The 22,378-nt window shown below is 73.6% G+C and carries 19 protein-coding genes and 1 riboswitch; of the genes, 14 read left to right on the top strand and 5 right to left on the bottom strand.

All coding sequences use genetic code 11. From position 1 onward, the window contains the following. The 8 genes from ACFYW5_RS22400 (at position 1) to cobI (ending at position 11,455) form a co-directional block, all read left to right on the top strand. Complete coding sequence (locus ACFYW5_RS22400) at positions 1–222, top strand: hypothetical protein (RefSeq protein ID WP_389418804.1); 222 nt, start codon at positions 1–3, stop codon at positions 220–222. 206 nt (positions 223–428) lie between these two features. Further along, a riboswitch (cobalamin riboswitch) is annotated at positions 429–571 on the top strand. A gap of 120 nt (positions 572–691) precedes the next feature. Next, positions 692–1,633, top strand: coding sequence for a cobalamin biosynthesis protein (locus tag ACFYW5_RS22395; protein WP_389418803.1), 942 nt, complete (start codon positions 692–694; stop codon positions 1,631–1,633). After that, positions 1,630–3,141 (top strand): cobyric acid synthase, encoded by a 1,512-nt coding sequence (locus ACFYW5_RS22390; RefSeq protein ID WP_389418802.1) that lies wholly within the window; start codon positions 1,630–1,632, stop codon positions 3,139–3,141. Before ACFYW5_RS22395 ends, ACFYW5_RS22390 begins: the two co-directional genes overlap by 4 nt. Continuing rightward, positions 3,138–6,791: a cobaltochelatase subunit CobN gene (cobN, locus tag ACFYW5_RS22385; RefSeq protein ID WP_389418801.1), complete on the top strand. Its 3,654-nt coding sequence runs from the start codon at positions 3,138–3,140 to the stop codon at positions 6,789–6,791. The genes ACFYW5_RS22390 and cobN overlap by 4 nt, the downstream gene beginning before the upstream one ends. Beyond that, the gene (locus ACFYW5_RS22380) at positions 6,788–8,776 is read left to right on the top strand and encodes a putative cobaltochelatase (RefSeq protein ID WP_389418800.1); all 1,989 of its coding nucleotides are present in this window, start codon (positions 6,788–6,790) and stop codon (positions 8,774–8,776) included. Before cobN ends, ACFYW5_RS22380 begins: the two co-directional genes overlap by 4 nt. Further along, positions 8,776–9,375, top strand: coding sequence for a cob(I)yrinic acid a,c-diamide adenosyltransferase (gene cobO / locus ACFYW5_RS22375; RefSeq protein WP_389418799.1), 600 nt, complete (start codon positions 8,776–8,778; stop codon positions 9,373–9,375). The genes ACFYW5_RS22380 and cobO overlap by 1 nt, the downstream gene beginning before the upstream one ends. After that, the gene (locus ACFYW5_RS22370; protein ID WP_389418798.1) at positions 9,375–10,724 is read left to right on the top strand and encodes a cobyrinate a,c-diamide synthase; all 1,350 of its coding nucleotides are present in this window, start codon (positions 9,375–9,377) and stop codon (positions 10,722–10,724) included. Before cobO ends, ACFYW5_RS22370 begins: the two co-directional genes overlap by 1 nt. Further along, the gene (gene cobI, locus ACFYW5_RS22365) at positions 10,709–11,455 is read left to right on the top strand and encodes a precorrin-2 C(20)-methyltransferase (RefSeq protein ID WP_389418797.1); all 747 of its coding nucleotides are present in this window, start codon (positions 10,709–10,711) and stop codon (positions 11,453–11,455) included. Before ACFYW5_RS22370 ends, cobI begins: the two co-directional genes overlap by 16 nt. Positions 11,456–11,472: 17 nt before the next feature. On the opposite strand, the gene ACFYW5_RS22360 is transcribed toward cobI, so the two are convergent. After that, on the bottom strand, positions 11,473–12,201 hold the full coding sequence (locus ACFYW5_RS22360) for a ZIP family metal transporter (protein WP_389418796.1): 729 nt from the start codon (positions 12,199–12,201) through the stop codon (positions 11,473–11,475). A 119-nt stretch (positions 12,202–12,320) separates the two neighbouring features. Here ACFYW5_RS22360 and cobM point away from each other — a divergent pair, with 119 nt between their 5' ends. From cobM to cobC, 6 genes are read left to right on the top strand one after another with little or no spacing between them, the layout of a single operon-like run. Beyond that, entirely contained in the window at positions 12,321–13,139 is an 819-nt protein-coding gene (gene cobM / locus ACFYW5_RS22355) for a precorrin-4 C(11)-methyltransferase (protein ID WP_389418795.1), read from the top strand. Beyond that, entirely contained in the window at positions 13,136–14,368 is a 1,233-nt protein-coding gene (cbiE, locus tag ACFYW5_RS22350; protein WP_389418794.1) for a precorrin-6y C5,15-methyltransferase (decarboxylating) subunit CbiE, read from the top strand. Before cobM ends, cbiE begins: the two co-directional genes overlap by 4 nt. Beyond that, the gene (gene cobJ / locus ACFYW5_RS22345) at positions 14,365–16,038 is read left to right on the top strand and encodes a precorrin-3B C(17)-methyltransferase (RefSeq protein ID WP_389418793.1); all 1,674 of its coding nucleotides are present in this window, start codon (positions 14,365–14,367) and stop codon (positions 16,036–16,038) included. The genes cbiE and cobJ overlap by 4 nt, the downstream gene beginning before the upstream one ends. Then, entirely contained in the window at positions 16,035–16,622 is a 588-nt protein-coding gene (locus ACFYW5_RS22340) for a precorrin-8X methylmutase (RefSeq protein WP_389418792.1), read from the top strand. Before cobJ ends, ACFYW5_RS22340 begins: the two co-directional genes overlap by 4 nt. Next, positions 16,619–17,533, top strand: a complete 915-nt coding sequence (locus ACFYW5_RS22335; protein ID WP_389418791.1) for a sirohydrochlorin chelatase — start codon at positions 16,619–16,621, stop codon at positions 17,531–17,533. The genes ACFYW5_RS22340 and ACFYW5_RS22335 overlap by 4 nt, the downstream gene beginning before the upstream one ends. Further along, positions 17,523–18,587 carry an Rv2231c family pyridoxal phosphate-dependent protein CobC gene (gene cobC / locus ACFYW5_RS22330; RefSeq protein ID WP_389418790.1) on the top strand — a complete coding sequence of 355 codons (1,065 nt, stop codon included), beginning with the start codon at positions 17,523–17,525 and terminating at the stop codon, positions 18,585–18,587. The genes ACFYW5_RS22335 and cobC overlap by 11 nt, the downstream gene beginning before the upstream one ends. A gap of 9 nt (positions 18,588–18,596) precedes the next feature. Here the strand turns inward: cobC and ACFYW5_RS22325 are convergent, their stop codons facing one another. From ACFYW5_RS22325 to ACFYW5_RS22310, 4 genes are all read right to left on the bottom strand, one after another. After that, positions 18,597–19,484 (bottom strand): SCO1860 family LAETG-anchored protein, encoded by an 888-nt coding sequence (locus ACFYW5_RS22325; RefSeq protein ID WP_389418789.1) that lies wholly within the window; start codon positions 19,482–19,484, stop codon positions 18,597–18,599. Positions 19,485–19,639: 155 nt separating this feature from the next. Next, positions 19,640–20,731 (bottom strand): amidohydrolase family protein, encoded by a 1,092-nt coding sequence (locus ACFYW5_RS22320; RefSeq protein ID WP_389418788.1) that lies wholly within the window; start codon positions 20,729–20,731, stop codon positions 19,640–19,642. A gap of 21 nt (positions 20,732–20,752) precedes the next feature. Further along, positions 20,753–21,544, bottom strand: coding sequence for an amino acid ABC transporter ATP-binding protein (locus tag ACFYW5_RS22315; RefSeq protein WP_389418787.1), 792 nt, complete (start codon positions 21,542–21,544; stop codon positions 20,753–20,755). Next, the gene (locus tag ACFYW5_RS22310; RefSeq protein WP_389418786.1) at positions 21,541–22,374 is read right to left on the bottom strand and encodes an amino acid ABC transporter permease; all 834 of its coding nucleotides are present in this window, start codon (positions 22,372–22,374) and stop codon (positions 21,541–21,543) included. Before ACFYW5_RS22310 ends, ACFYW5_RS22315 begins: the two co-directional genes overlap by 4 nt. Between the last annotated feature and the right edge of the window lie 4 nt (positions 22,375–22,378).

Below are 22,378 nucleotides of genomic sequence, written 5' to 3'. Positions count from 1 at the left end.
ATGAAGATCGACTGGGCGGCTCTCGGCTCCGTCTTCGGCGTCAGCCTCGTGGTCACCGTGGCCCTGGTGGCCCTGTTCACCCTCGGCATCGCGGGTCTGACGCGGCGCGAGCGGGCCGCGGAGCAGGGGGGCTCCGCGGGACTGGCGGTCACCGGCGCGTACGCGTGTTTCGCGGCGTGCGCGGCGGCTGTGGCGTACGGGATCTATCTGATCGTGGTCTGACGCGCCTCGCGCGACGGGCTCGCGCCCTGTTCCGGTGCCCCTTACGGGGTGTTCGGGGCAGGGCGCTTTCGCGTACGCGCGCGGTCGCGCAAGGCACTTGCGGGCAGTCGGCCGGGGGCGGGTGACCCCAGGGGCCAACCCCGCCCGGCCGGACCCGGTGTGGGCCTCAGCACACTCTCCTCTCGCAGGTCAACAGCAAGTTGACGGCTGTTCCGGGCCCGTGGTGGACTGCCGGAGCCATTTACGGCGGCAGGAGAGGAAGCCGGTGCGATTCCGGCGCGGTCCCGCCACTGTCACCGGGGTAGGAAGCCCCGGGAGCCAGGAACTCTCACCGCCGGTCTAGTCGAACCAGGGCGTGGACACCCTGAGTGAGGACATATCGCCATGCGCGGCTGCCGTCTGACACAGGCTCCGAGATGCACGACCCCCGACGCCGGGGTTCCGGCCGACCCGTCGGCCGGCTGAGCCGATGCGGGCCGATCGCGTCTTCGCGTACGGCGCCGCCGCCGGCCTCCTCGGTGACCTGATCCTCGGCGATCCCCGCCGCGGGCATCCGGTCGCCGTGTTCGGGCGGGCCGCGAGCGCCGTGGAACGGCGGCTGTGGCGGGACGACCGGGGCCGGGGCGCGCTGCACACCGCCGTGTGCGCCGGTGGCGCCGTCGCCGTGGGTGCGCTCGCCTCCCGTGCGGTACGCCGCTCCCCCGCCGCTTCCGTCGCGCTGACCGCTGCCGCCACCTGGGCGGTGGTCGGGGGGACTTCGCTCGGGCGGGAGGCCCGGACCGTCGGGCGAGCGCTGCGGGCGGGGGACGTCGAGGCGGCGCGGGCGCGGCTGCCGCATCTGTGCGGGCGGGATCCGCAGGCGCTGGACGCCGACGGGATCGCGCGGGCGGTGGTGGAGTCCGTCGCCGAGAACACCTCCGACGCCGTCGTGGGAGCACTGGTGTGGGGGGCCGTGGGCTCGGTGCCGGGGCTCCTCGGGTTCCGGGCGGTGAACACCCTCGACGCCATGGTCGGCCACAAGTCGCCCCGTTACCGGCGCTACGGCTGGGCCTCCGCCCGCCTCGACGACGTCGCCGGGTGGCCCGGGGCGCGGCTGACCGCCGTACTCGCCGCCGTCGCCGGAGGCGATCCCCGGGGTGCGGTGCGGGCCTGGCGGGCTGACGCGGCGCGGCATCCGAGCCCCAACGCCGGGCCCGTGGAGGCGTCGTTCGCGGGGGCGCTGGGGGTGCGGCTCGGGGGGACCTTGTCGTACGGCGGACGGATCGAGCACCGGCCGGTGCTGAACGGGGAAGGGCGTGCTGTGGAGGTCGGGGACATCGAACGGGCCGTACGGCTGTCCCGGCGGGTGAGCTGGCTGGCGCTGGCGGTCAGCGTCGTCGCGCGCCGCGTCGTGGCGGGGAGGCGGTCATGAACGGCGGAGGTCTCCTGGTCGCCGGTACCACCTCCGACGCCGGCAAGAGTGTCGTCACCGCCGGGATCTGCCGCTGGCTGGTCCGGCAGGGGGTGAAGGTCGCGCCCTTCAAGGCGCAGAACATGTCGCTGAACTCCTTCGTCACCCGCGAGGGCGCCGAGATCGGCCGGGCGCAGGCCATGCAGGCGCAGGCCTGCCGCGTCGAACCGACCGCGCTGATGAACCCGGTGCTGCTCAAGCCGGGCGGCGAGCAGAGCAGTCAGGTCGTGCTCATGGGCAAGCCGGTGGGCGAGTTGAGCGCGCGCGGCTATCACGGCGGGCGGCAGCAGCAGCTCCTCGGGACCGTGCTCGACTGCCTCGCCGAGCTGCGGGGCACGTATGACGCCGTGATCTGCGAGGGGGCCGGTTCGCCGGCCGAGATCAATCTGCGGCGCACCGACATCGTCAACATGGGCGTCGCGCGCCGCGCCGGGCTGCCCGTGCTGGTGGTGGGTGACATCGACCGCGGGGGCGTCTTCGCCTCCTTCTTCGGGACGGTGGCGCTCCTCTCCCGGGAGGACCAGGAACTCGTCGCCGGGTTCCTGGTCAACAAGTTCCGCGGTGACGTCTCGCTGCTGGAACCCGGCCTCGACATGCTGCACGACCTCACCGGGCGCCGCACGTACGGCGTCCTGCCCTTCCGGCACGGGCTCGGCATCGACGAGGAGGACGGACTGCGCGTCTCCCTGCGCGGGACCGTGCGGGAGTCCGTGGTCGCCCCGCCCGTCGGCGCGGACGTGCTGCGGGTGGCCGTCTGCGCGGTCCCGCTCATGTCCAACTTCACCGACGTCGACGCGCTGGCCGCCGAGCCGGGTGTCGTCGTGCGGTTCGTGGACCGGCCGGAGGAACTGGCCGACGCCGACCTCGTCGTGGTCCCCGGGACCCGGGGCACGGTGAAGGCGCTGGAGTGGCTGCGCGCGCGGGGGCTCGCCGACGCCCTCGTGCGCAGGGCCGCCGAACAGCGGCCCGTGCTCGGCATCTGCGGCGGCTTCCAGGTGCTCGGCGAGCACATCGAGGACGACGTGGAGAGCCGCAGGGGCCGCGTCGAAGGGCTCGGCGTCCTGCCCGTACGGGTGCGGTTCGCGCGCGAGAAGACCCTCACCCGGCCGGTGGGGGAAGCCCTCGGCGAGCGGGTCGAGGGGTACGAGATCCACCACGGGGTCGCTTCCGTCGCGGGCGGCGAGCCCTTCCTAGACGGCTGCCGGGTCGGGCAGACCTGGGGCACGCACTGGCACGGATCGCTGGAGTCGGACGGTTTCCGCCGGGCGTTCCTGCGGGAGGTGGCGGCCGCCGCGGGTCGCCGCTTCGTACCGGCCCCCGACACCTCCTTCGCCGCGCTGCGCGAGGAACAGCTGGACCGGCTGGGCGATCTGATCGAACAGCACGCGGACACCGACGCGCTCTGGCGGCTCATCGAGTCGGGCGCGCCGCAAGGACTGCCTTTCATTCCACCGGGAGCGCCCGCATGAGCACAGTGTTGTTGTTGTCGACCGCCGACACGGATCTGCTGGCGGCCAGGGCCGCGTCCGGCGCCTCCTACCGGATCGGCAACCCGACCCGCGTGGACGTCGCCGCGGAACTGCCCGCGCTCATCGCGGGCGCCGACATCGCCGTCGTCCGGCTGCTCGGCGGCAAGCGCGCCTGGGAGGACGGGCTCGCCGCGCTGAAGGCGTCCGGCATCCCGACGGTGCTGCTGGGCGGAGAGAGCGTCCCGGACGCCGAGTTGATGGCCGAGTCGTCGGTGCCCGCCGGTGTGGTCGCCGAGGCGCTGCGGTACCTCGTCGAGGGCGGCTCCGCCAACCTCACCGAACTCGCCCGGTTCCTCTCCGACACCGTGCTGCTGACCGGCGAGGGTTTCCTGGAGCCGCAGCAGATGCCGGAGTACGGCGTCCATGGCTCCCGCACGCAGGAGAGCGGCCGCCCGACCGTCGGCGTGCTCTTCTACCGGGCCCATGAGCTCAGCGGCAATACCGCGTTCGTGGACACGCTCTGCGACGCCATCGAGGCCCGCGGCGCCAACGCCCTTCCGGTGTACTGCGGTTCCCTGCGCGGCGCGGACGCGGGGCTGTACGAGATCCTCGGCCGGGCCGACGCCCTCGTCGCCACGGTCCTCGCCGCCGGCGGCACACACGCCTCCCAGGCATCGGCCGGCGGCGACGAGGAGGCGTGGGACATCGGAGCCCTCGCCGACCTCGACATCCCCGTGCTGCAAGGGCTCTGCCTGACCTCCTCGCGCCGGGCCTGGGACGAGTCCGACGCCGCCCTCTCCCCCATGGACGCGGCCATGCAGGTCGCGATCCCGGAGTTCGACGGCCGGCTGATCACCGTGCCGTTCTCCTTCAAGGAGCAGGGCCCCGACGACGTCCCGGTGTACGTCGCCGACCCCGAGCGGGCCGCGCGCGTCGCCGGAATCGCCGTACGGCACGCCCGGTTGCGGCACAAGCCGAACGCCGAGAAGAAGCTGGCGCTCGTCTTCACGGCCTACCCGACCAAGCACTCCCGGGTCGGCAACGCGGTCGGTCTCGACACGCCCGTCTCGGCGGTGCGGGTCCTGGACGCGCTGAAGGAAGCCGGGTACGGGGTGACGGAATACCCGTCCGAGGGCGACGAGTTGATCCACCGGCTCATCGAGGCCGGCGGCCATGACGTCGAGTGGCTGACCGAGGAGCAGCTGGCCTCCGCGCCCGCGCGAGTGCCGCTGGCGGACTACCGGGCGTGGTTCGACCGGCTCGACCCGCAGCTCAGGGACGCCATGCTGGAGGCGTGGGGCGAGCCGCCGGGCTCGCTGTACGTCGACGGGGACGACATCGTGCTCGCCTCCCTGCAGTTCGGGAACGTCGTGGTCATGATCCAGCCGCCGCGCGGCTTCGGCGAGAACCCGATCGCGATCTACCACGACCCGGACATGCCGCCGTCCCACCACTACATGGCGGCCTACCGCTGGCTGGAGAACTCGTTCGGCGCCGACGCGATCGTCCACATGGGCAAGCACGGCACGATGGAGTGGCTGCCGGGCAAGGGGCTCGGGCTGAGCGGAGGCTGCGCGCCGGACGCCGTACTCGGTGAACTCCCCCTCGTCTACCCCTTCATCGTCAATGACCCCGGCGAGGGCACCCAGGCCAAGCGGCGCGGCCACGCCACGGTCGTCGACCACCTCGTACCGCCGATGGCGCGCGCGGACACCTACGGTGACCTGGCGAAGCTGGAGCAGCTGCTCGACGAGTACGCGCTCGTCTCCGACCTGGACCCGACGAAGGCGCCGGCCGTGCGCGCGCAGATCTGGACGCTGGTGAAGGCGGCCGAGCTCCATCACGACCTGCATGTCGACGAGCAGCCGGACGACACCGAGTTCGACGAGTTCGTCATGCACATCGACGGCTATCTGTGCGAGATCAAGGACGTGCAGATCCGTGACGGCCTGCACATCCTCGGCGGCGGTCCGGTCGGTGAGCCGCGGGTGAACCTGGTGCTCGCCGTGTTGCGCGCCGCGCAGGTGTGGGGCGGGAAGGCGAACGCGCTGCCCGGACTCAGGGCGTCCTTCGCGGCCCATTTCGGGCTCAGCGAGAAGGAGTTGCTGGCCGAGCCGGGCGCGCCGCTGAAGGTGCCGGTGGAGCTGTCGGACCTGGTGGAGGGGCCCGCGCGTACGGCCGCCGACGCGATCGATCTGCTGGAGCAGCTGTGCCGCCGGGTGGCGGAGGGCATGGAGGAGCGGGACTGGGAGGCCGCCGCGGTCCCCGCTCTCGTGCGCGAGGTGCTCGGCACCGAGCTGCCCGAGGCCGTCGCCGTGCTGGAGTTCGCCTGCGACGAGGTCGTGCCGCGGCTCGCGCGGACGACCGACGAGATCGGGCACATCCTGCGGGCCCTGGACGGCGGTTACGTCCCGGCGGGCCCGTCCGGGTCGCCGACCCGCGGTCTGGTGAACGTCCTGCCGACCGGCCGCAACTTCTACTCGGTCGACCCCAAGGCCATTCCGTCCCGGCTGAGTTGGGAGGTCGGCCAGTCCCTCGCCGACTCGCTGGTGGCCCGCTACCTCCAGGACACCGGGGAGTACCCGAAGTCCGTCGGGCTCACGGTGTGGGGCACGTCCGCGATGCGCACCCAGGGCGACGACATCGCGGAGATCCTGGCGCTGCTGGGCTGCCGCCCGGTGTGGGACGACGCCTCGCGCCGGGTGACCGGGTTCGAGGTGGTGCCGTTGCCGGAGCTGGGACGGCCGCGCATCGACGTCACCGTCCGGATCTCCGGGTTCTTCCGGGACGCGTTCCCGCATGTGGTCGCGCTGATCGACGACGCGGTACGGGCGGTGGCCGAGCTGGCGGAGCCCGCCGAGTCCAACTACGTCCGCAAGCACGTGGAGGAGGACACCGCCGAGCACGGTGACCGGCGGCGGGCGACGGCACGCGTCTTCGGCTCCAAGCCGGGCGCGTACGGCGCCGGTCTGCTGCCGCTGATCGACGCCCGCAACTGGCGCTCCGACGCCGACCTCGCCGAGGTGTACGCGGTGTGGGGCGGCTACGCCTACGGGCGCGGGCTCGACGGGCGGGCGGCGCGCGGGGACATGGAGACGGCGTTCAGGCGGATCGCGGTCGCCGCGAAGAACGTCGACACCCGTGAGCACGACCTCGTCGACGCGGACGACTACTTCCAGTACCACGGCGGCATGGTGGCCATGGTGCGCCATCTGACGGGCGCGTCCCCCGAGGCGTACGTCGGCGACTCCGCCACCCCCGACCAGGTGAAGACCCGCACGCTGGGTGAGGAGACGCACCGCGTCTTCCGGGCTCGCGTGGTCAACCCGCGCTGGATGGCGGCGATGCGCCGGCACGGCTACAAGGGCGCCTTCGAGATGGCGGCGACCGTGGACTACCTCTTCGGCTACGACGCCACGGCGGGCGTGGTGGACGACTGGATGTACGAGAAGCTCAGCACCGAGTACGTCTTCGACCCGGAGAACCGGGACTTCATGAAGAAGTCCAACCCCTGGGCGCTGCGCGGGATCACCGAGCGGCTGCTGGAGGCCGCCGACCGCGGGCTGTGGGCGGAGCCGGACGCGGAGACGCTGGAGCGGCTGCGGGCCACGTATCTGGAGCTGGAAGGCGACTTGGAGGGCGACCAGTGACCACCCCCTTCCCGTTCACGGCCGTTGTCGGCCAGGACGATCTGCGGCTCGCGCTGCTGCTGAACGCCGTGTCCCCGGCCGTCGGCGGTGTGCTGGTGCGCGGTGAGAAAGGCACCGCCAAGTCGACGGCGGTACGCGCGCTGTCGGCGCTGCTGCCCGAGGTGGCCGTCGTGCCCGGGTGCCGGTTCTCCTGTGATCCGGGGCGGCCCGACCCGGCCTGCCCGGACGGGCCGCACGAGGCCGGGCCCGGTACCGCCCGGCCCGCCCGCATGGTCGAACTGCCCGTCGGGGCCTCCGAGGACCGGCTGGTGGGCGCTCTGGACATCGAGCGGGCGCTCGCCGAGGGCGTGAAGGCCTTCGAGCCGGGCCTGCTGGCCGACGCGCACCGCGGGATCCTCTACGTCGACGAGGTCAACCTCCTCCACGACCACCTGGTCGACCTGCTGCTCGACGCGGCGGCGATGGGCGCGTCGTACGTGGAGCGGGAGGGTGTCTCCGTACGGCACGCCTCGAAGTTCCTGCTCGTCGGGACCATGAACCCGGAGGAGGGCGAGCTGCGGCCGCAGCTCCTCGACCGGTTCGGGCTGACCGTCGAGGTCGCCGCCTCCCGGGAGCCCGACCAGCGGGTGGAGGTGGTCCGGCGGCGGCTCGCCTACGACGACGATCCGGGCGGCTTCGCGGCCCGTTGGGCGGACGAGGAGACGGCGGTACGGCAACGGATCGTCGCCGCGCGGGAGTTGTTGCCGTCGGTGCGGCTCGGGGACGGGGCGCTCCGGCAGATCGCGGCGACCTGTGCCGCCTTCGAGGTGGACGGGATGCGCGCCGACATCGTGATGGCGCGCACCGCCACCGCGCTGGCCGCGTGGGCCGGGCGGACGGAGGTGCTGGCCGAGGACGTACGGCAGGCCGCGCTGCTCGCGCTGCCGCACCGCCGGCGGCGCAACCCCTTCGACGCGCCGGGACTCGACGAGGACAAGCTGGATCAGACGCTGGAGGAGTTCGCCGGGGAGGACGACGATCCCGATCCCGGTCCGGACGGCCCGGGCGGGGGCGGCGGTGGCGCGCCGGAGCCCGACGAGGGCCCGGAGGGCGGGGACGCGGGTGCGCCCCCCGAGGCCGGGGAGGGCGGCGAGCCGCAGCCCTCGGGCGCGGGCGAGCAGTCCGCCGTACGCCCCTCCGAGCCGTTCCGTACCAAGGTGCTGAACGTGCCCGGCATCGGCGAGGGTGCCGCCGGGCGGCGTTCGCGGGCGCGTACCGAGCAGGGGCGGACGACGGGTGCGCGGCGGCCCCGGGGCCCGCTGACCAAGCTGCACCTGGCGGCCACCGTGCAGGCCGCCGCGCCGCATCAGAGGGCGCGGGGGCGCACGGGAGCCGGGCTCCTGGTGCGGCGGGACGATCTGCGGCAGGCGGTGCGGGAGGGCCGCGAGTCCAATCTCGTGCTGTTCGTGGTCGACGCGTCCGGGTCGATGGCGGCCCGGCAGCGGATGGCCGCGGTGAAGGGGGCCGTGCTGTCGCTGCTGCTGGACGCCTACCAGCGGCGGGACAAGGTGGGGTTGGTGACCTTCCGGGGCTCGGCCGCGGAGGTGGCACTGCCGCCGACCTCGTCCGTGGACGCGGCCGCGGGCCGGCTGGAGTCGCTGCCCACGGGTGGGCGTACGCCGCTCGCCGCCGGGCTGCTGAAGGCGCATGACGTGCTGCGGGTGGAGCGGCTGCGGGATCCCGCCCGGCGGGCGCTGCTCGTGGTCGTGACCGACGGACGCGCCACCGGTGGGCCGGAGCCGGTCGCGCTGGCCGGTCGGGCGGCTCGGCTGTTCGCGGCCGAGGGGATCGCGTCGGTCGTCGTGGACTGCGAGTCGGGGCCCGTACGGCTCGGTCTCGCCGGGCAGTTGGCCGGGGAGCTGGGGGGTACGGCCGTGACGCTGGACGAGTTGCGGGCCGACTCCATCGCCGGGCTGGTCAAGGACGTACAGAGGAGGGCCGCGTAATGCCTCAGGGGCAGCCGAGTGTGATTCCGGACGACGGGCTGACGACGCGTCAGCGGCGTAACCGGCCGTTGGTCGTGGTCCACACGGGCATCGGGAAGGGCAAGTCGACCGCCGCTTTCGGGCTCGCGCTGCGCGCCTGGAACCAGGGGTGGCCGATCGGGGTGTTCCAGTTCGTGAAGTCGGCCAAGTGGAAGGTCGGCGAGGAGAACGCGCTGCGGGTGCTCGGTGCCAGTGGTGAGGGCGGGTCCGTCGACTGGCACAAGATGGGCGAGGGCTGGTCGTGGGTGCAGCGCGACGCCCAGATGGACAACGAGGAGAAGGCCCGGGAGGGCTGGGAGCAGGTCAAGCGGGACCTGGCGGCCGAGACGTACCGGCTGTACGTGCTCGACGAGTTCGCGTACCCGATGCACTGGGGGTGGGTCGACACCGATGAGGTCGTCGACGTGCTGCGCGACCGGCCCGGGACCCAGCATGTGGTGATCACCGGGCGGAACGCTCCCGGAAAGCTCGTCGACCTCGCCGATCTCGTGACCGACATGTCCAAGGTGAAGCATCCGATGGACGCCGGGCAGAAGGGGCAGAGGGGCATCGAGTGGTGATGTCCGCGGTCCCCCGTCTGGTCATCGCCGCGCCGGCCTCCGGCAGCGGCAAGACCACCGTCGCCACCGGGCTGATGGCCGCGTTCGCCGCGCGCGGGCTTGCCGTGTCCGCGCACAAGGTGGGGCCCGACTACATCGATCCCGGGTATCACGCGCTCGCGACCGGGCGGACGGGGCGCAATCTCGACGCGTATCTGTGCGGGCCCGAGCTGGTCGGGCCGCTGTTCCTGCACGGGGCGCGCGGATGTGACCTCGCCGTGGTCGAGGGCGTGATGGGGCTGTACGACGGGGCCGCGGGCGAGGGTGAACTGGCGTCCACCGCCCAGGTGGCGAAGGTGTTGCGGGCGCCGGTGGTGCTGGTGGTGGACGCGTCCTCGCAGTCGCGGTCCGTCGCGGCGCTGGTGCACGGGTTCGTGTCGTGGGATCCGGAGGTCCGGGTCGGGGGCGTGATCCTGAACAAGGTCGCGTCGGATCGGCACGAGGGGTTGCTGCGGGAGGCGCTGGAGTCGGTCGGGGTGCCCGTGCTGGGGGTGCTGCGGCGGGTCGCGCAGGTGGACACGCCTTCTCGGCACCTGGGATTGGTGCCGGTTGCCGAGCGGCGTCCGGCGGCGGTGGAGGCGGTCGCCGCGATGGCGGCGCAGGTGGCCGCGGGGTGTGATCTGGAGGGGTTGCTGGCGCTGGCGCGTAGTGCGGGGGCGGTGTCGGGTGCCGCTTGGTCTCCGGATGAGGGCGCCGGACGGACTGAACGGGTGACGGTCGCCCTCGCCGGCGGGCCCGCGTTCACCTTCTCCTACGCGGAACACGCGGAACTGCTCACCGCCGCCGGTGCCGATGTCGTCCCCTTCGATCCGCTGCGGGACGAGCAACTGCCCGACGGGACCCGGGGTCTGGTCATCGGGGGCGGGTTCCCGGAGGTGTACGCGGCCGAGCTGTCCGCCAATGAGCCCCTGCGCAAGGCCGTCACCGAGCTCGCCCTGAGCGGCGCTCCCGTCGCCGCCGAATGCGCCGGGCTGCTCTATCTGTGCCGGGAGCTCGACGGGCTGCCGATGTGCGGGATCCTCGATGCCGAGGCGCGGATGTCGGAGCGGCTCACCCTCGGGTACCGGGATGCCGTGGCGGTGAGTGACAGTTCGCTCGCCGTCGCCGGGACCCGGATGCGGGGGCACGAGTTCCACCGGACCGTCGTGGAGCCGGGGGCGGGGGCGGACCCCGCGTGGGGCGTGCGCGCCCCGGAGCGTCGCGTCGAAGGTTTTGTACAGCGCGGTGTGCACGCCAGTTATCTGCACACGCACTGGGCGTCCCGGCCCGGTGTCGCCCGTCGGTTCGTGGAGAGGTGCCGGACGTCATGAGCAGCAGCAGGCTGATCGGAGTCGGGGTGGGCCCCGGCGATCCCGAGCTGGTGACCGTCAAGGGTGTCAACGCTCTGCGGGCCGCCGATGTCGTCGTGGTGCCCGTCCTGGACACCGGGGAGCGGGGGCGCGCCGAGGCGACCGTGCTGCACTACGTGCCCGAGGACAAGGTCGTACGGGTGGTGTTCGCACTCAACGAGCGCAGCGACCGCAAGCGGCGGGAGGACGCCTGGGACGCCGCCGGGGAGCGCGTGGCGCGGCTGCTGCGCCAGCACTCCGTCGTCGCCTTCGCCACCATCGGCGATCCCAACGTGTACTCCACCTTCACGTATCTCGCCCTGACCATCGGGGAACTGCTGCCGGACACGGCCGTGGAGACCGTGCCGGGCATCACCGCGATGCAGGATCTCGCCGCCCGCTCCGGTGCCGTGCTCACCGAGGGCACCGAGCCGCTGACCCTCGTTCCGGTCACCGCCGGTGCCGCCGTGCTCAAGGACGCCCTGGCCGGGCCCGGCACGGTCGTCGCCTACAAGTTCGGGCGGCAGGCCGCCGAGGTCGCCGAGGCGCTGCGGGAGACCGGGCGGATCGGCGACGCCGTGTGGGGTGCCGCGCTCGGGCTGCCCGAGGAGTCCATCCGGCCCGCCGCCGACCTCGACGGGGCGCCGCTGCCGTACCTCTCCACGCTCATCGCGCCCGCCCGGCGCGACGGCGGGCGGGGCGGGAAGCTGTGAGCGGTCCCGGGCCGCGGTCAGCCGGCCACGCCGACCACCAGCCAGATGAACACCACCCCCGCGATCGTGCACAGCAGCGTCGAGCCGGCCGGATGCTCGTGGTGGGCCTCGGGCAGGATCTCCGCCGCCGCGAGGTAGAGCAGGGCGCCGCCGAACAGCCCGAGATAGGCGCCGAGCAGGCCCTCGGGGATGTCCACGAAGAGCGTGGACGCGGCGCCCGCCACGGGCGCGACCGCGTCGGCGAACAGCATCGCGAGGGCTCTGCGGCGGGCGTTGCCGTACAGGCTGGTGATCGTGTACGTGTTGAAGCCGTCCGCGAAGTCGTGGGCGATGACGGCGACGGCGACCGCCGCGCCCATGCCGTCGCCGATCTGGAAGGCCGCGCCGATGGCCACGCCGTCCATGGCGCTGTGGCCGACCATCGCCGCGGCCGCGGTGAGGCCCACCTCGGGGGCGCGCCCGTCCTTCTCCTCGGCGCCGTGCGCGGCCTGACGGGCGGCCAGCAGCCGTTCCACCAGGTGGGCCAGGAGGAAACCGGCCACGAAGAGGAGCAGGGCGGCCGGTACGCCGTGGATCTCCTCGCCGGCCGCGTCCAGTGCTTCCGGGAGCAGGTCCAGGCCGACCACGCCGAGCATCAGGCCGCCGGCCAGGCCCAGCACCAGGTGGCGGCGGTCGGTGACGCGTTGCGCCGTCCAGCCGCCGGCCAGCGTCATCAGGAACGCGCCGAGCGCTACGAAGACCGCCATAGGGCCTTGCTATCCGATCGGCACGCGTCCGTGCGGGTCCGACGCCCGCTTGCCCACTGACTTTTCCGGCCCGTCCCATCCCCACCGCTTCCCCCGCAAACCCGAGAGGACCGATCCCCATGGCCGATGCCCCCGCCGGCAAGGTGACCTTCGTCGGTGCCGGCCCCGGCGCCGCCGATCTGCTGACGTTCCGTGCCGCGCGTGCCATCGCCGAGGCCGACGTGGTGATCTGGGCCGCCAGCCTGGTCCAGGCGGAGGTCCTGCAGCACGCGCGTGCGGACGCGGAGATCCTCGACTCGGCGGCCATGTCCCTGGAGGACGTCGTCACGGTGTACGAGCGGGCCCGGGACGAAGGGCTGCGGGTCGCCCGGATCCACTCCGGGGACCCCGCCCTGTGGGGCGGTACGCAGGAGCAGCTCGACCGGTGTGCCCGGATCGGGATCGCGACCGAGGTGATTCCCGGTGTCTCCGCCTTCTCCGCGGTCGCCGCGCTCGCCCAGCGCGAGCTGACCATTCCGGAGGTGGCGCAGTCCGTCGTGCTGACCCGGCTCGGCGGCGGCAAGACGCCGATGCCGCCCGGTGAGGAGGTGCGGGAGTTCGCCAAGCACGGCACCACTATGGCGATCTTCCTGTCCGCGGCCCGCAGCGGGCAACTGGTGCGGGAGCTGCTGGAGGGCGGCTATCCGACCGAGACCCCGGTCGTGGTCGCCTACCAGGCCACCTGGCCGGAGGAGCTGATCGTGCGGTGCACGGTGGGCACGCTGGAGGAGACCGTGAAGGAGCACAAGCTCTGGAAGCACACCCTCTTCCTGGTCGGCCCGGCGCTCTCCGCGCACGGCACCCGCTCGCACCTCTACCACCCCGGTCACTTCCACGGCTTCCGCAAGGCGGACCCGGAGGCCCGTCGTGCGCTGCGCGAGCGGGGGGCGAGTACGTGATCACGGTCGTCGGTACGGGGACGGGGGCGCCGGTTCCCGCCGAGGTGCTGGCCGGGGCGCGGCTCGTCGTCGGCGGGCGGCGGCACCTCGATGCCGCCGCCGTCCCCGCCGATGCCGAGCGGGTCGTCCTCGGTCCGCTGGCACCGGCGCTGGACGTCATCGAGCGGCATCTGGAGAAGTCGGACCGGGTGGTCGTGCTGGCCTCCGGCGACCCGGGGTTCTTCGGGATCGTGCGGGTGCTGGCCGAGCGGTTCGGGTCCGGTGCGCTGGAGGTGCGGCCCGGTGTCTCGTCCGTGGCCGCGGCGTTCGCGCGGGCCGGGGTGCCCTGGGACGACGCCGTCGTGGTCAGCGCGCACGGGCGGGAGCTGCGGACGGCCGTCAACGTGTGCCGGGCGCGGCCGAAGGTGGCCGTGCTGACGGGTCCCGGTTCCGGCCCCGCCGAACTGGGCGCGGCCCTCAGGTGCGAGGCGCGGGTCCTGCTCGTCGCCTCGGCGCTGGGCACCGCCGAGGAGCGCGTCGAGCGGGTCACGCCGGCCGAGGCCGCGGCCCGCGACTGGGGTACGGCGGTGAGTGTCGTCCTGTGCCTGGACGAGACGCGGCTGCTGGGACCGGTGCGGACGGTCGCCGGTCCGCCTGTCGGGCCCGCCGGATGGGCGCTGGACGAGACGGAGTTCACCCACCGGGACTCCATGATCACCAAGTTCGAGGTGCGGGCGCTGGCGCTGGCCAGGCTCGGGCCCCGGCTCGGCGATCTGGTCTGGGACGTCGGCGCGGGCTCGGGTTCGGTGGCCGTGGAGTGCGCGCGGCTCGGCGCCGCCGTCACCGCGGTGGAGAAGACCCGGGACGGCATCGAGCGGATCCGCGCCAACGCGGCCGCGCACGGGGTCGACGTACGGGCCGTGCACGGGGCCGCGCCGACGGTGCTGTCCGATCTCGACGATCCGGACGCCGTGTTCATCGGGGGCGGGGGGCGGGAGCTGCCCGCCATTGTGACCGCCTGTGCCCGGCGGGCCCGGCGGGCCGTGGTGGTCGCCATGGCGGCGCTGGACCGGGTGCCGGCCGTGCGGGCGGCGCTGACCGGGGCGGGGTTCGACTGCGACGGGGTGCTGCTGCAGTCCTCGCGGCTCGCGCCGCTGCCGGGGGACGTGTCCCGGCTGGCGGCGACCAATCCCGTATTTCTGCTCTGGGGTGTGCGAACGCCCCTTTCTCGTGAAGGAGTTGCTCAGTGATCGGCCTCATTTCCGCCACCGCGGCGGGGGCGGCTGCGCGGGACCGGCTGGCCGCGGCCTGGCCGGACCGGACGCGCGTGTACGAGGGTCCCGTGGCGGACGCCGTACGGGCCGCGTTCGCGGAGTGCGAGCAGCTCGTGTGCTTCCTGGCCACCGGGGCGGTGGTGCGTCTGGTCGCGCCGCTGCTCGGCGACAAAAGGACCGACCCGGGCGTGGTCTGCGTCGACGAGGGCGGGCGGTTCGCCGTGTCGCTGGTCGGCGGCCACGGGGGCGGCGCCAATGACCTCGCCGGCGAGGTCGCCGCAGTGCTGGGGGCGCGGCCGGTGGTGACGACGGCGACCGATGCCGTCGGTCTGCCCGGTCTCGACACGCTCGGCTTCCCGGTGGAGGGCGATGTCGCCGCGGTCTCGCGGGCCCTGCTGGACGGTGAACCGGTCGCCCTGAAGGCGGAGTCGGCGTGGCCGCTGCCCGCGCTGAAGGTCTCCGGCGAGGGCGCGTACACGGTCCGGGTGACCGACCGTGCCGTCGACCCCGCCGAGCGCGAGGTCGTCCTGCGCCCGCCGTCCCTCGTCGTCGGCGTCGGCGCCTCGAAGGGGGCACCGGTGGAGGAGATCCTGGAGCTGATCCACGGCTCGCTGGAGGGCCTGTCGGTCCGTTCGGTGGCCCGGCTCGCCACCGTGGACGCCAAGGCCGGGGAGCCCGGCATCGTCGCGGCGGCCGAGCGGCTCGGCGTCCCGCTGGTCACCTACCCGGCGTCGGAACTGGCGGCCGTCGAGGTCCCCAACCCCTCGGCCGCCCCCTTGGCCGCCGTGGGCACGCCGTCCGTCGCCGAGGCGTCGGCGCTGCGGGAGGGCGGTGAACTCCTCGTGCCCAAGCGGAAGTCGGCGATGGCGACCTGTGCGGTCGTACGGCGTCCCGCGCGCGGCCGGCTCGCGGTCGTCGGGCTCGGACCCGGCGCCCGGGACCTGCTCACCCCGCGCGCGAAGGCCGAACTGCGGCGCGCCGCAGTGCTCGTCGGGCTCGACCAGTACGTCGACCAGATCCGCGATCTGCTCCGCCCCGGCACCCGGGTGCTGGAGTCGGGGCTCGGGGCCGAGGAGGAGCGGGCCCGGACGGCGGTGGCCGAGGCCCGGCAGGGGCATGCCGTCGCGCTGATCGGCAGCGGGGACGCCGGGGTGTACGCCATGGCCTCGCCCGCGCTGGCGGAGGCGAGCGACGACATCGAGGTGATCGGCGTGCCCGGGGTCACCGCCGCGCTGGCGGCCGGGGCGATCCTCGGGGCTCCGCTCGGCCACGACCATGTCTCGATCAGCCTGTCCGACCTGCACACACCGTGGGAGATCATCGAGCGGCGGGTGCGGGCGGCGGCCGAGTCGGACCTCGTGGTCACCTTCTACAACCCCCGCTCGCGCGGCCGGGACTGGCAGCTGCCGAAGGCGCTGGCGATCCTCGCCGGGCACCGGGAGCCGACGACGCCCGTCGGTGTCGTGCGCAACGCCTCCCGCCCCGACGAGGCGGCCCGGGTGACCACGCTCGGGGAACTGGACCCGGCGACGGTCGACATGATGACGGTGGTGACCGTGGGCAACACCGCGACCCGGACCATCGCGGGGCGCATGGTGACGCCGCGCGGCTACCGCTGGCAGGCCGCGCAGGAGGACCCGAAGTGAACCGAGTCGTCCATCCGATCGAGGAGGAGTCCTACCGGCGGCTGCGCGCCCGGCTGGACACCTCGCACTTCCCGCCGCTGACCCGGGCGGTCGTGGAACGGGTCATCCACTCCGCGGCCGACCTGGAGTACGCGGCCGACCTCGTCATGGACGAGGCCCACCTCGCGCGGGCCCATGCCGCGCTGCACGCGGGTGCGCCCGTGGTCGTGGACGTGGAGATGGTCGGGGCCGGGATCACCCGGCGCGAGACCGTGTGCCGGCTCAGGGACGGGGTGGCCGGGCCGGGTCTGACCCGTTCGGCCCACGGCATCCGGCTGGCGTACGAGCAGGTCGGGCCCGGCGCCCTCTGGGTGATCGGCAACGCGCCGACCGCCCTGGAGGAGCTGCTGACCCTGGACGCCGCCCCCGCACTCGTCATCGGCCTGCCCGTCGGTTTCGTCGGCGCTGTCGAGTCCAAGGCCGCGTTGCGCGAGAGCGGGCTGCCCGCGGTCAGCAACGTGTCCGAGAAGGGCGGTTCGGCCGTCGCGTCCGCGGCGCTGAACGCCCTGCTGTACCACCCCACTTCACCCGAGGAGAAACCGTGACCACCCCCCCGCCCGCGCTGCTCATCGCCGGCCATGGCACCCGGGACGATGCCGGGGCCGAGGCGTTCCGCGACTTCGTACGGGAGCTGGGCCGCCGCCACCCCGAACTGCCCGTCGCGGGCGGTTTCATCGAGCTGTCCCCGCCGCCGCTGGGCGACGCCGTCGCCGAGCTGGTGGAGCGGGGCGTGCGCCGGTTCGCCGCGGTGCCGCTGATGCTGGTGTCCGCCGGGCACGCCAAGGGCGACATCCCGGCGGCGCTGGCCCGCGAGAAGGAGCGCCACCCCGGCATCTCCTACACCTACGGCCGCCCGCTCGGCCCGCACCCCGCGCTGCTGAACGTGCTGGAGCGGCGGCTCGACGAAGCGCTCGGCGGGCGCGATCCGCAAGGCCGGAAGGACGTCACGGTGCTGCTGGTGGGGCGCGGGTCGACGGACCCGGACGCCAACGCCGAGGTGCTGAAGGCGGCCCGGCTGCTGTGGGAGGGGCGCGGGTACGCGGCCGTGGAGACGGCGTTCGTGTCGCTGGCGGCGCCGGACGTGCCGAGCGGCCTGGACCGGTGCGCGAAGCTCGGCGCGCGGCGGATCGTGGTGCTGCCGTACTTCCTGTTCACCGGGATCCTGCCGGACCGGGTGAAGCAGCAGACCGAGGGGTGGGCGGCCGCGCACCCGGAGGTCGAGGTGCGCTCGGCCGAGGTGATCGGCCCGGAGCCGGAGCTGCTGGATCTGGTCATGGAGCGGTACGCGGAGGCCATCAAGGGTGATCTGCGGATGAACTGCGACTCCTGCGTGTACCGGATCGCGCTGCCCGGGTTCGAGGACAAGGTGGGGCTGCCGCAGCAGCCGCACTTCCACCCGGACGACGACGGCCACCACCACGGCCACCACCACGGGGCCCACTCCCATGCGCACTGAGGGCCACCACGATCTGCGGCACCACGGGGACGCCGAGGTCCGGGACGACGGCTCGGCGCTGGTCGACCTGGCGGTGAACGTCCGCGCCGACACCCCGCCGCCCTGGCTGCGGGAGCGGATCGCCGGCTCGCTCGGCTCGCTGGCGGCCTACCCGGACGGGCGGGCCGCGCGGGCGGCGGTGGCGGCGCGGCACGGGCTGCCGGTGGAGCGGGTGCTGCTGACGGCGGGCGCCGCCGAGGCGTTCGTGCTGCTGGCGCGCGCCCTGAAGGTCCGCCGGCCGGTGGTGGTGCATCCGCAGTTCACCGAGCCGGAGGCGGCGCTGCGGGATGCCGGGCACACGGTGGACCGGGTGCTGCTGCGGGCGGAGGACGGCTTCCGGCTCGACCCGGCGGCCGTCCCCGGGGACGCCGACCTGGTGGTCGTCGGCAATCCGACGAACCCGACATCGGTGCTGCACCCGGCCTCGTCCCTCGCCGAACTGGCCCGCCCGGGGCGGACGTTGGTCGTGGACGAGGCGTTCATGGACGCGGTCCCGGGCGAGCGGGAGGCGCTCGCCGGACGTACGGACGTGCCGGGTCTGGTCGTCCTGCGCAGCTTGACCAAGACCTGGGGCCTGGCCGGGCTGCGCATCGGCTACGTCCTCGCCGCCCCGGAGACGATCGCGGAACTGGAGCGGGCGCAGCCGCTGTGGCCGGTGTCCACCCCGGCGCTGGCCGCGGCGGAGGCGTGCGTGGAGCCGCGGGCCCTGGCCGAGGCGGCCCACGCCGCCCACCGCATCACCGCCGACCGGGCCCATCTCGTCGCGGGCCTGCGGGAGTTCACCTCCGCGGGCCTTCGCCTGACGGAACCGGCGGAGGGCCCCTTCGTCCTCGTACGGCTACCGGGGGCGGCGGCCGTACGAGGACGGCTGCGCGAGCTGGGCTTCGCGGTGCGCCGCGGGGACACCTTCCCGGGCCTGGACGAGGAGTGGCTGCGCCTGGCGGTGCGGGACCGGGCGACGGCGGACTCCTTCCTCCGGGCGCTGGAGCGGGCTCTGGTGCCCACACAGGGGTGAAGGTGCGGTTCAGCCCTTGCCGCGGCGGGACAGGGCCACCGCTCCCCCGCCCGCGGTGAGCAGGACGAGCGCGCCGCCCGCGAGGTACGGGGTCATGGAGTTGCCGCCGGTCTCGGCGAGGCCCGCCTCCTCGACCGGGGCGCCCTGCGGTTCGATCCCGGGTGCCTCACTGCGGACCGCGGGTGTCTCACAGGTGGCCTTCGCCAGGGTGACCGTGCCGGTCACCTCGGCCACGTTCAGCTTCAACGGGTTGACGGACACGGTGAGTTCGAGGGCGGTGGCGGCGGCCGTACGGGAGGTCGTCTGCGTCCTGGACAGGTCCAGGCGGACCTCGCCGACGCCGGGCACCTGGACGTCGGTGGTGCCGCCGGTGGTCACGGTGACCTTCTTGCCGAGGACGGTCACCGCGCCGAGCAGGTTGGAGGTCGCCGCCGGAGCCTTCCCGGCCTCGCAGGTCGCCTCGGAAGTGACGCCCTCCAGTTCGATCAGGGAGAGCAGGGGCAGCCCCGGGACGTGGATCCTGGCCTGCGCGAGGTGGGTGCGGCCCTCGGCCTTGGTGTCGGTGACCGTGGCCTTCGCCGAGGCCACGTCGGCGCGCAGCACGCTGAACGGCTGTCCGCCGTTCACGCCGTCCAACCGGGCGGTGAGCGTGGTCCGTTCGTCGCTGTGCGGTGCCTGGACCTCGTTGAGGGAGACCGCGAGCGGGATGTTCACGGTCTTGTTGAGCAGGGACACGTCGAGCCCGGTGCGCAGCACGACGGCGCTCGCCCGGCCCTGGTCGCCGGTCGCGTGCGCGGAGCCCGCGCCGGCCAATGCCGCTGGTCCGGCGGCGAGGGCCGTGGCCGCCGCGACGGTTGCGAAACGGCGTGCGGGCATGCGGAAGTTGTTGCCGTTCAAGGTGGTGGGACCCCCAGAGAGACATGCTTGGGACCCCGTAAGGATGGGCGCGCGCACGGGTGGCCGTCAGCAAGCCGGCGAGGGTTCACTCCAACGTGAGTGCTCCGTGCACATCTTCGAATCCCTGGGCACGCACGTTCACCACCGTCACCCGGTCATCCCACGACCCGGCCGTTCAGCACGATCCGCCGCGGCGCGGCCAGCACCCGTACATCGGCCCTCGGGTCCGTCTCGTACACCACCAGGTCCGCCGGCGCTCCTTCGTCGAGGCCGGGGCGTCCGAGCCAGCGCCGTGCGCCCCATGTGGCCGCCGAGAGCGCCTGGAGGGGCGGGATGCCGGCGGTGACCAGTTCCTCGACCTCGGCGGCGACCAGGCCGTGCGGCAGGGTGCCCCCGGCGTCGGTGCCGACGAAGACGGGGATGCCGGCGTCGTAGGCACCGCGGACGGTGTCGTAGCGGCGTTCGTGGAGTCGGCGCATATGGGCCGACCAGCGGGGGAACTTGGCTTCGCCGCCGTCGGCGAGCTTGGGGAAGGTCGCGATGTTGACCAGGGTCGGCACGATGGCGACGCCGCGCTCGGCGAAGAGCGGGATCAGCTCGTCGGTCAGCCCGGTGGCGTGCTCGACGCAGTCGATGCCCGCCTCCACCAGGTCCCGCAGGGAGTTCTCGGCGAAGCAGTGCGCGGTGACGCGGGCGCCGAGGCGGTGGGCCTCGGCGATGGCCGCCTCGGCCGCCTCGCGCGGCCAGCTCGGGGCGAGGTCGCCGAGGTCGCGGTCGATCCAGTCGCCGACCAGCTTCACCCAGCCGTCGCCGCGGCGGGCCTCCCGGGCGACGTGGGCGACCAGGTCGTGCGGCTCGATCTCGTGGGCGTAGCCGCGGATGTAGCGGCGGGTACGGGCGATGTGCCGGCCCGCCCGGATGATCTTCGGGAGGTCCTCGCGGTCGTCGGTCCAGCGGGTGTCGGAGGGGGAGCCCGCGTCCCGGATGAGCAGGGTGCCGGTCCCGCGGTCGGTCAGCGCCTGCTGCTCGGCGGTGTCCCGGTCCACCGGGCCGTGCGCGCCGAGCCCGACGTGGCAGTGCGCGTCGACGAGGCCGGGCAGGGCCCAGCCGTCGACGGTACGGATGTCCTGGGCGGCCGTGGGGCGGTCGTAGGAGATCCGGCCGTCGATGACCCACAGCTCGTCCCGGACGTCGTCGGGCCCGGCCAGGACCCGGCCTCGCACGTGCAGCACCGCGTGATCGCTCATGCACCGCACATTAGTCAGCCGCTACTCGGACGTGCCCACCTGGTCCGAGGTCTCCTCCTCCACCTCGGCCATCGCCGGGTCGAGCAGGCGGGACAGGAAGTGGCGGGTGCGCTCGTGGCGGGGGCTGCCGATGACCTGGGCGGGGGTGCCGTCCTCGACGATCACTCCGCCGTCCATGAAGACGACCCGGTCGGCGACCTCGCGGGCGAAGGTCATCTCGTGGGTGACGACCATCATCGTCATGCCCTCGTCGGCCAGCATGCGCATGACCGCCAGGACATCGCCGACCAGCTCCGGGTCGAGCGCCGAGGTCGGCTCGTCGAAGAGCATCACCTCGGGGCCCATGGCCAGCGAACGGGCGATGGCCACCCGCTGCTGCTGGCCGCCGGAGAGGGAGGACGGGTAGGCGTCCGCCTTCTCCGCGAGGCCGACCCGCGCCAGGTTCTCGGCGGCGACCTCGGCGGCCTGCGCCTTGCCGCGCCGGAGCACCCGGCGCTGCGGCAGCGTGAGGTTCTCGGTCACCGTCAGATGCGGGAAGAGGTTGAACTGCTGGAAGACCATGCCGATACGGCGGCGGACGGCGTCGATGTCCACGTCCGGGTCGGTGAGTTCGGTACCGCCGACGAAGACCTGGCCCCGGGTCGGCTCCTCCAGCAGGTTGACGCACCGCAGCAGCGTCGACTTGCCGGAGCCGGACGGGCCGATGACACAGACGACCTCGCCCTGCCGGATCTCCAGGTCGATGCCGCGCAGCACCTCGTTGTCGCCGAAGGACTTGTGCAGGCCCTTGACACGGATCTCGGGACGACTCACTTCACGGCCTCCTGGGCCTTGGCCTCCATGCGGCGCACGACGAAGCCGAGCGGGATCGTGACCAGCAGGTAGCACAGGCCCGCGACCAGGATCGGCGTGGAGTTGGCGGTGGTGCTGGCCAGGTCACGGCCGTACTTGGACAGCTCGCGCTCCTCCAGGGTGACACCGAGGAACAGCACCAGCGAGGAGTCCTTGAAGAGCAGCACCAGCTCGTTGGTCAGCGGCGGCAGGATGATCCGGAACGCCTGCGGGAGGACGATCGAGACCATCGCGCGGGCGGGCGAGAAGCCCAGCGAACGGGCCGCCTCCAGCTGCCCCTTGGGCACCGCCTGGATGCCCGCGCGGATCGTCTCGGCCATGTAGGCGGCCGCGACCAGGCCGAGCGCGAGCGCGACCTTGCCGTAGGTGCCGCCGGGGATCTCCGTGCCCGGGAAGGCCAGCGGCACGGCCACCCCGATGAAGATGAAGATCAGCAGGGCGGGCAGGCCCCGGAAGATCTCGATGTACACCCCGGCGAACCAGCGGTACGGGCCCACGGACGACAGCCGCATCAGCGCGATCACCATGCCGAGGACCAGTCCGAAGGCGAAGCCGGACAGGGTGTACAGCACGGTGTTCTTCAGCGCCAGCGTGATGATCTCCGGGAACATCTGCTCGGCGATGTCCGCCTGCGCGAACTGGTTCTGCAGACGGTCCCAGTCGGCCGCGAGCGCGAAGGCGATCACGGCCGCGACGAAGACGAGGTACTGGATGCCCTGGGACAGCTTGCGCTTCTGACGCCGGGTCAGTCCCGTTTTCTTGGGCTGCAGCTGTACGTCCGAATCGGCCATGGGG

The sequence above is a fragment of the Streptomyces sp. NPDC002779 genome (assembly GCF_042888685.1).
Classification (GTDB): Bacteria; Actinomycetota; Actinomycetes; order Streptomycetales; family Streptomycetaceae; genus Streptomyces.
This window is presented reverse-complemented; position numbering and strand designations above follow the sequence as displayed.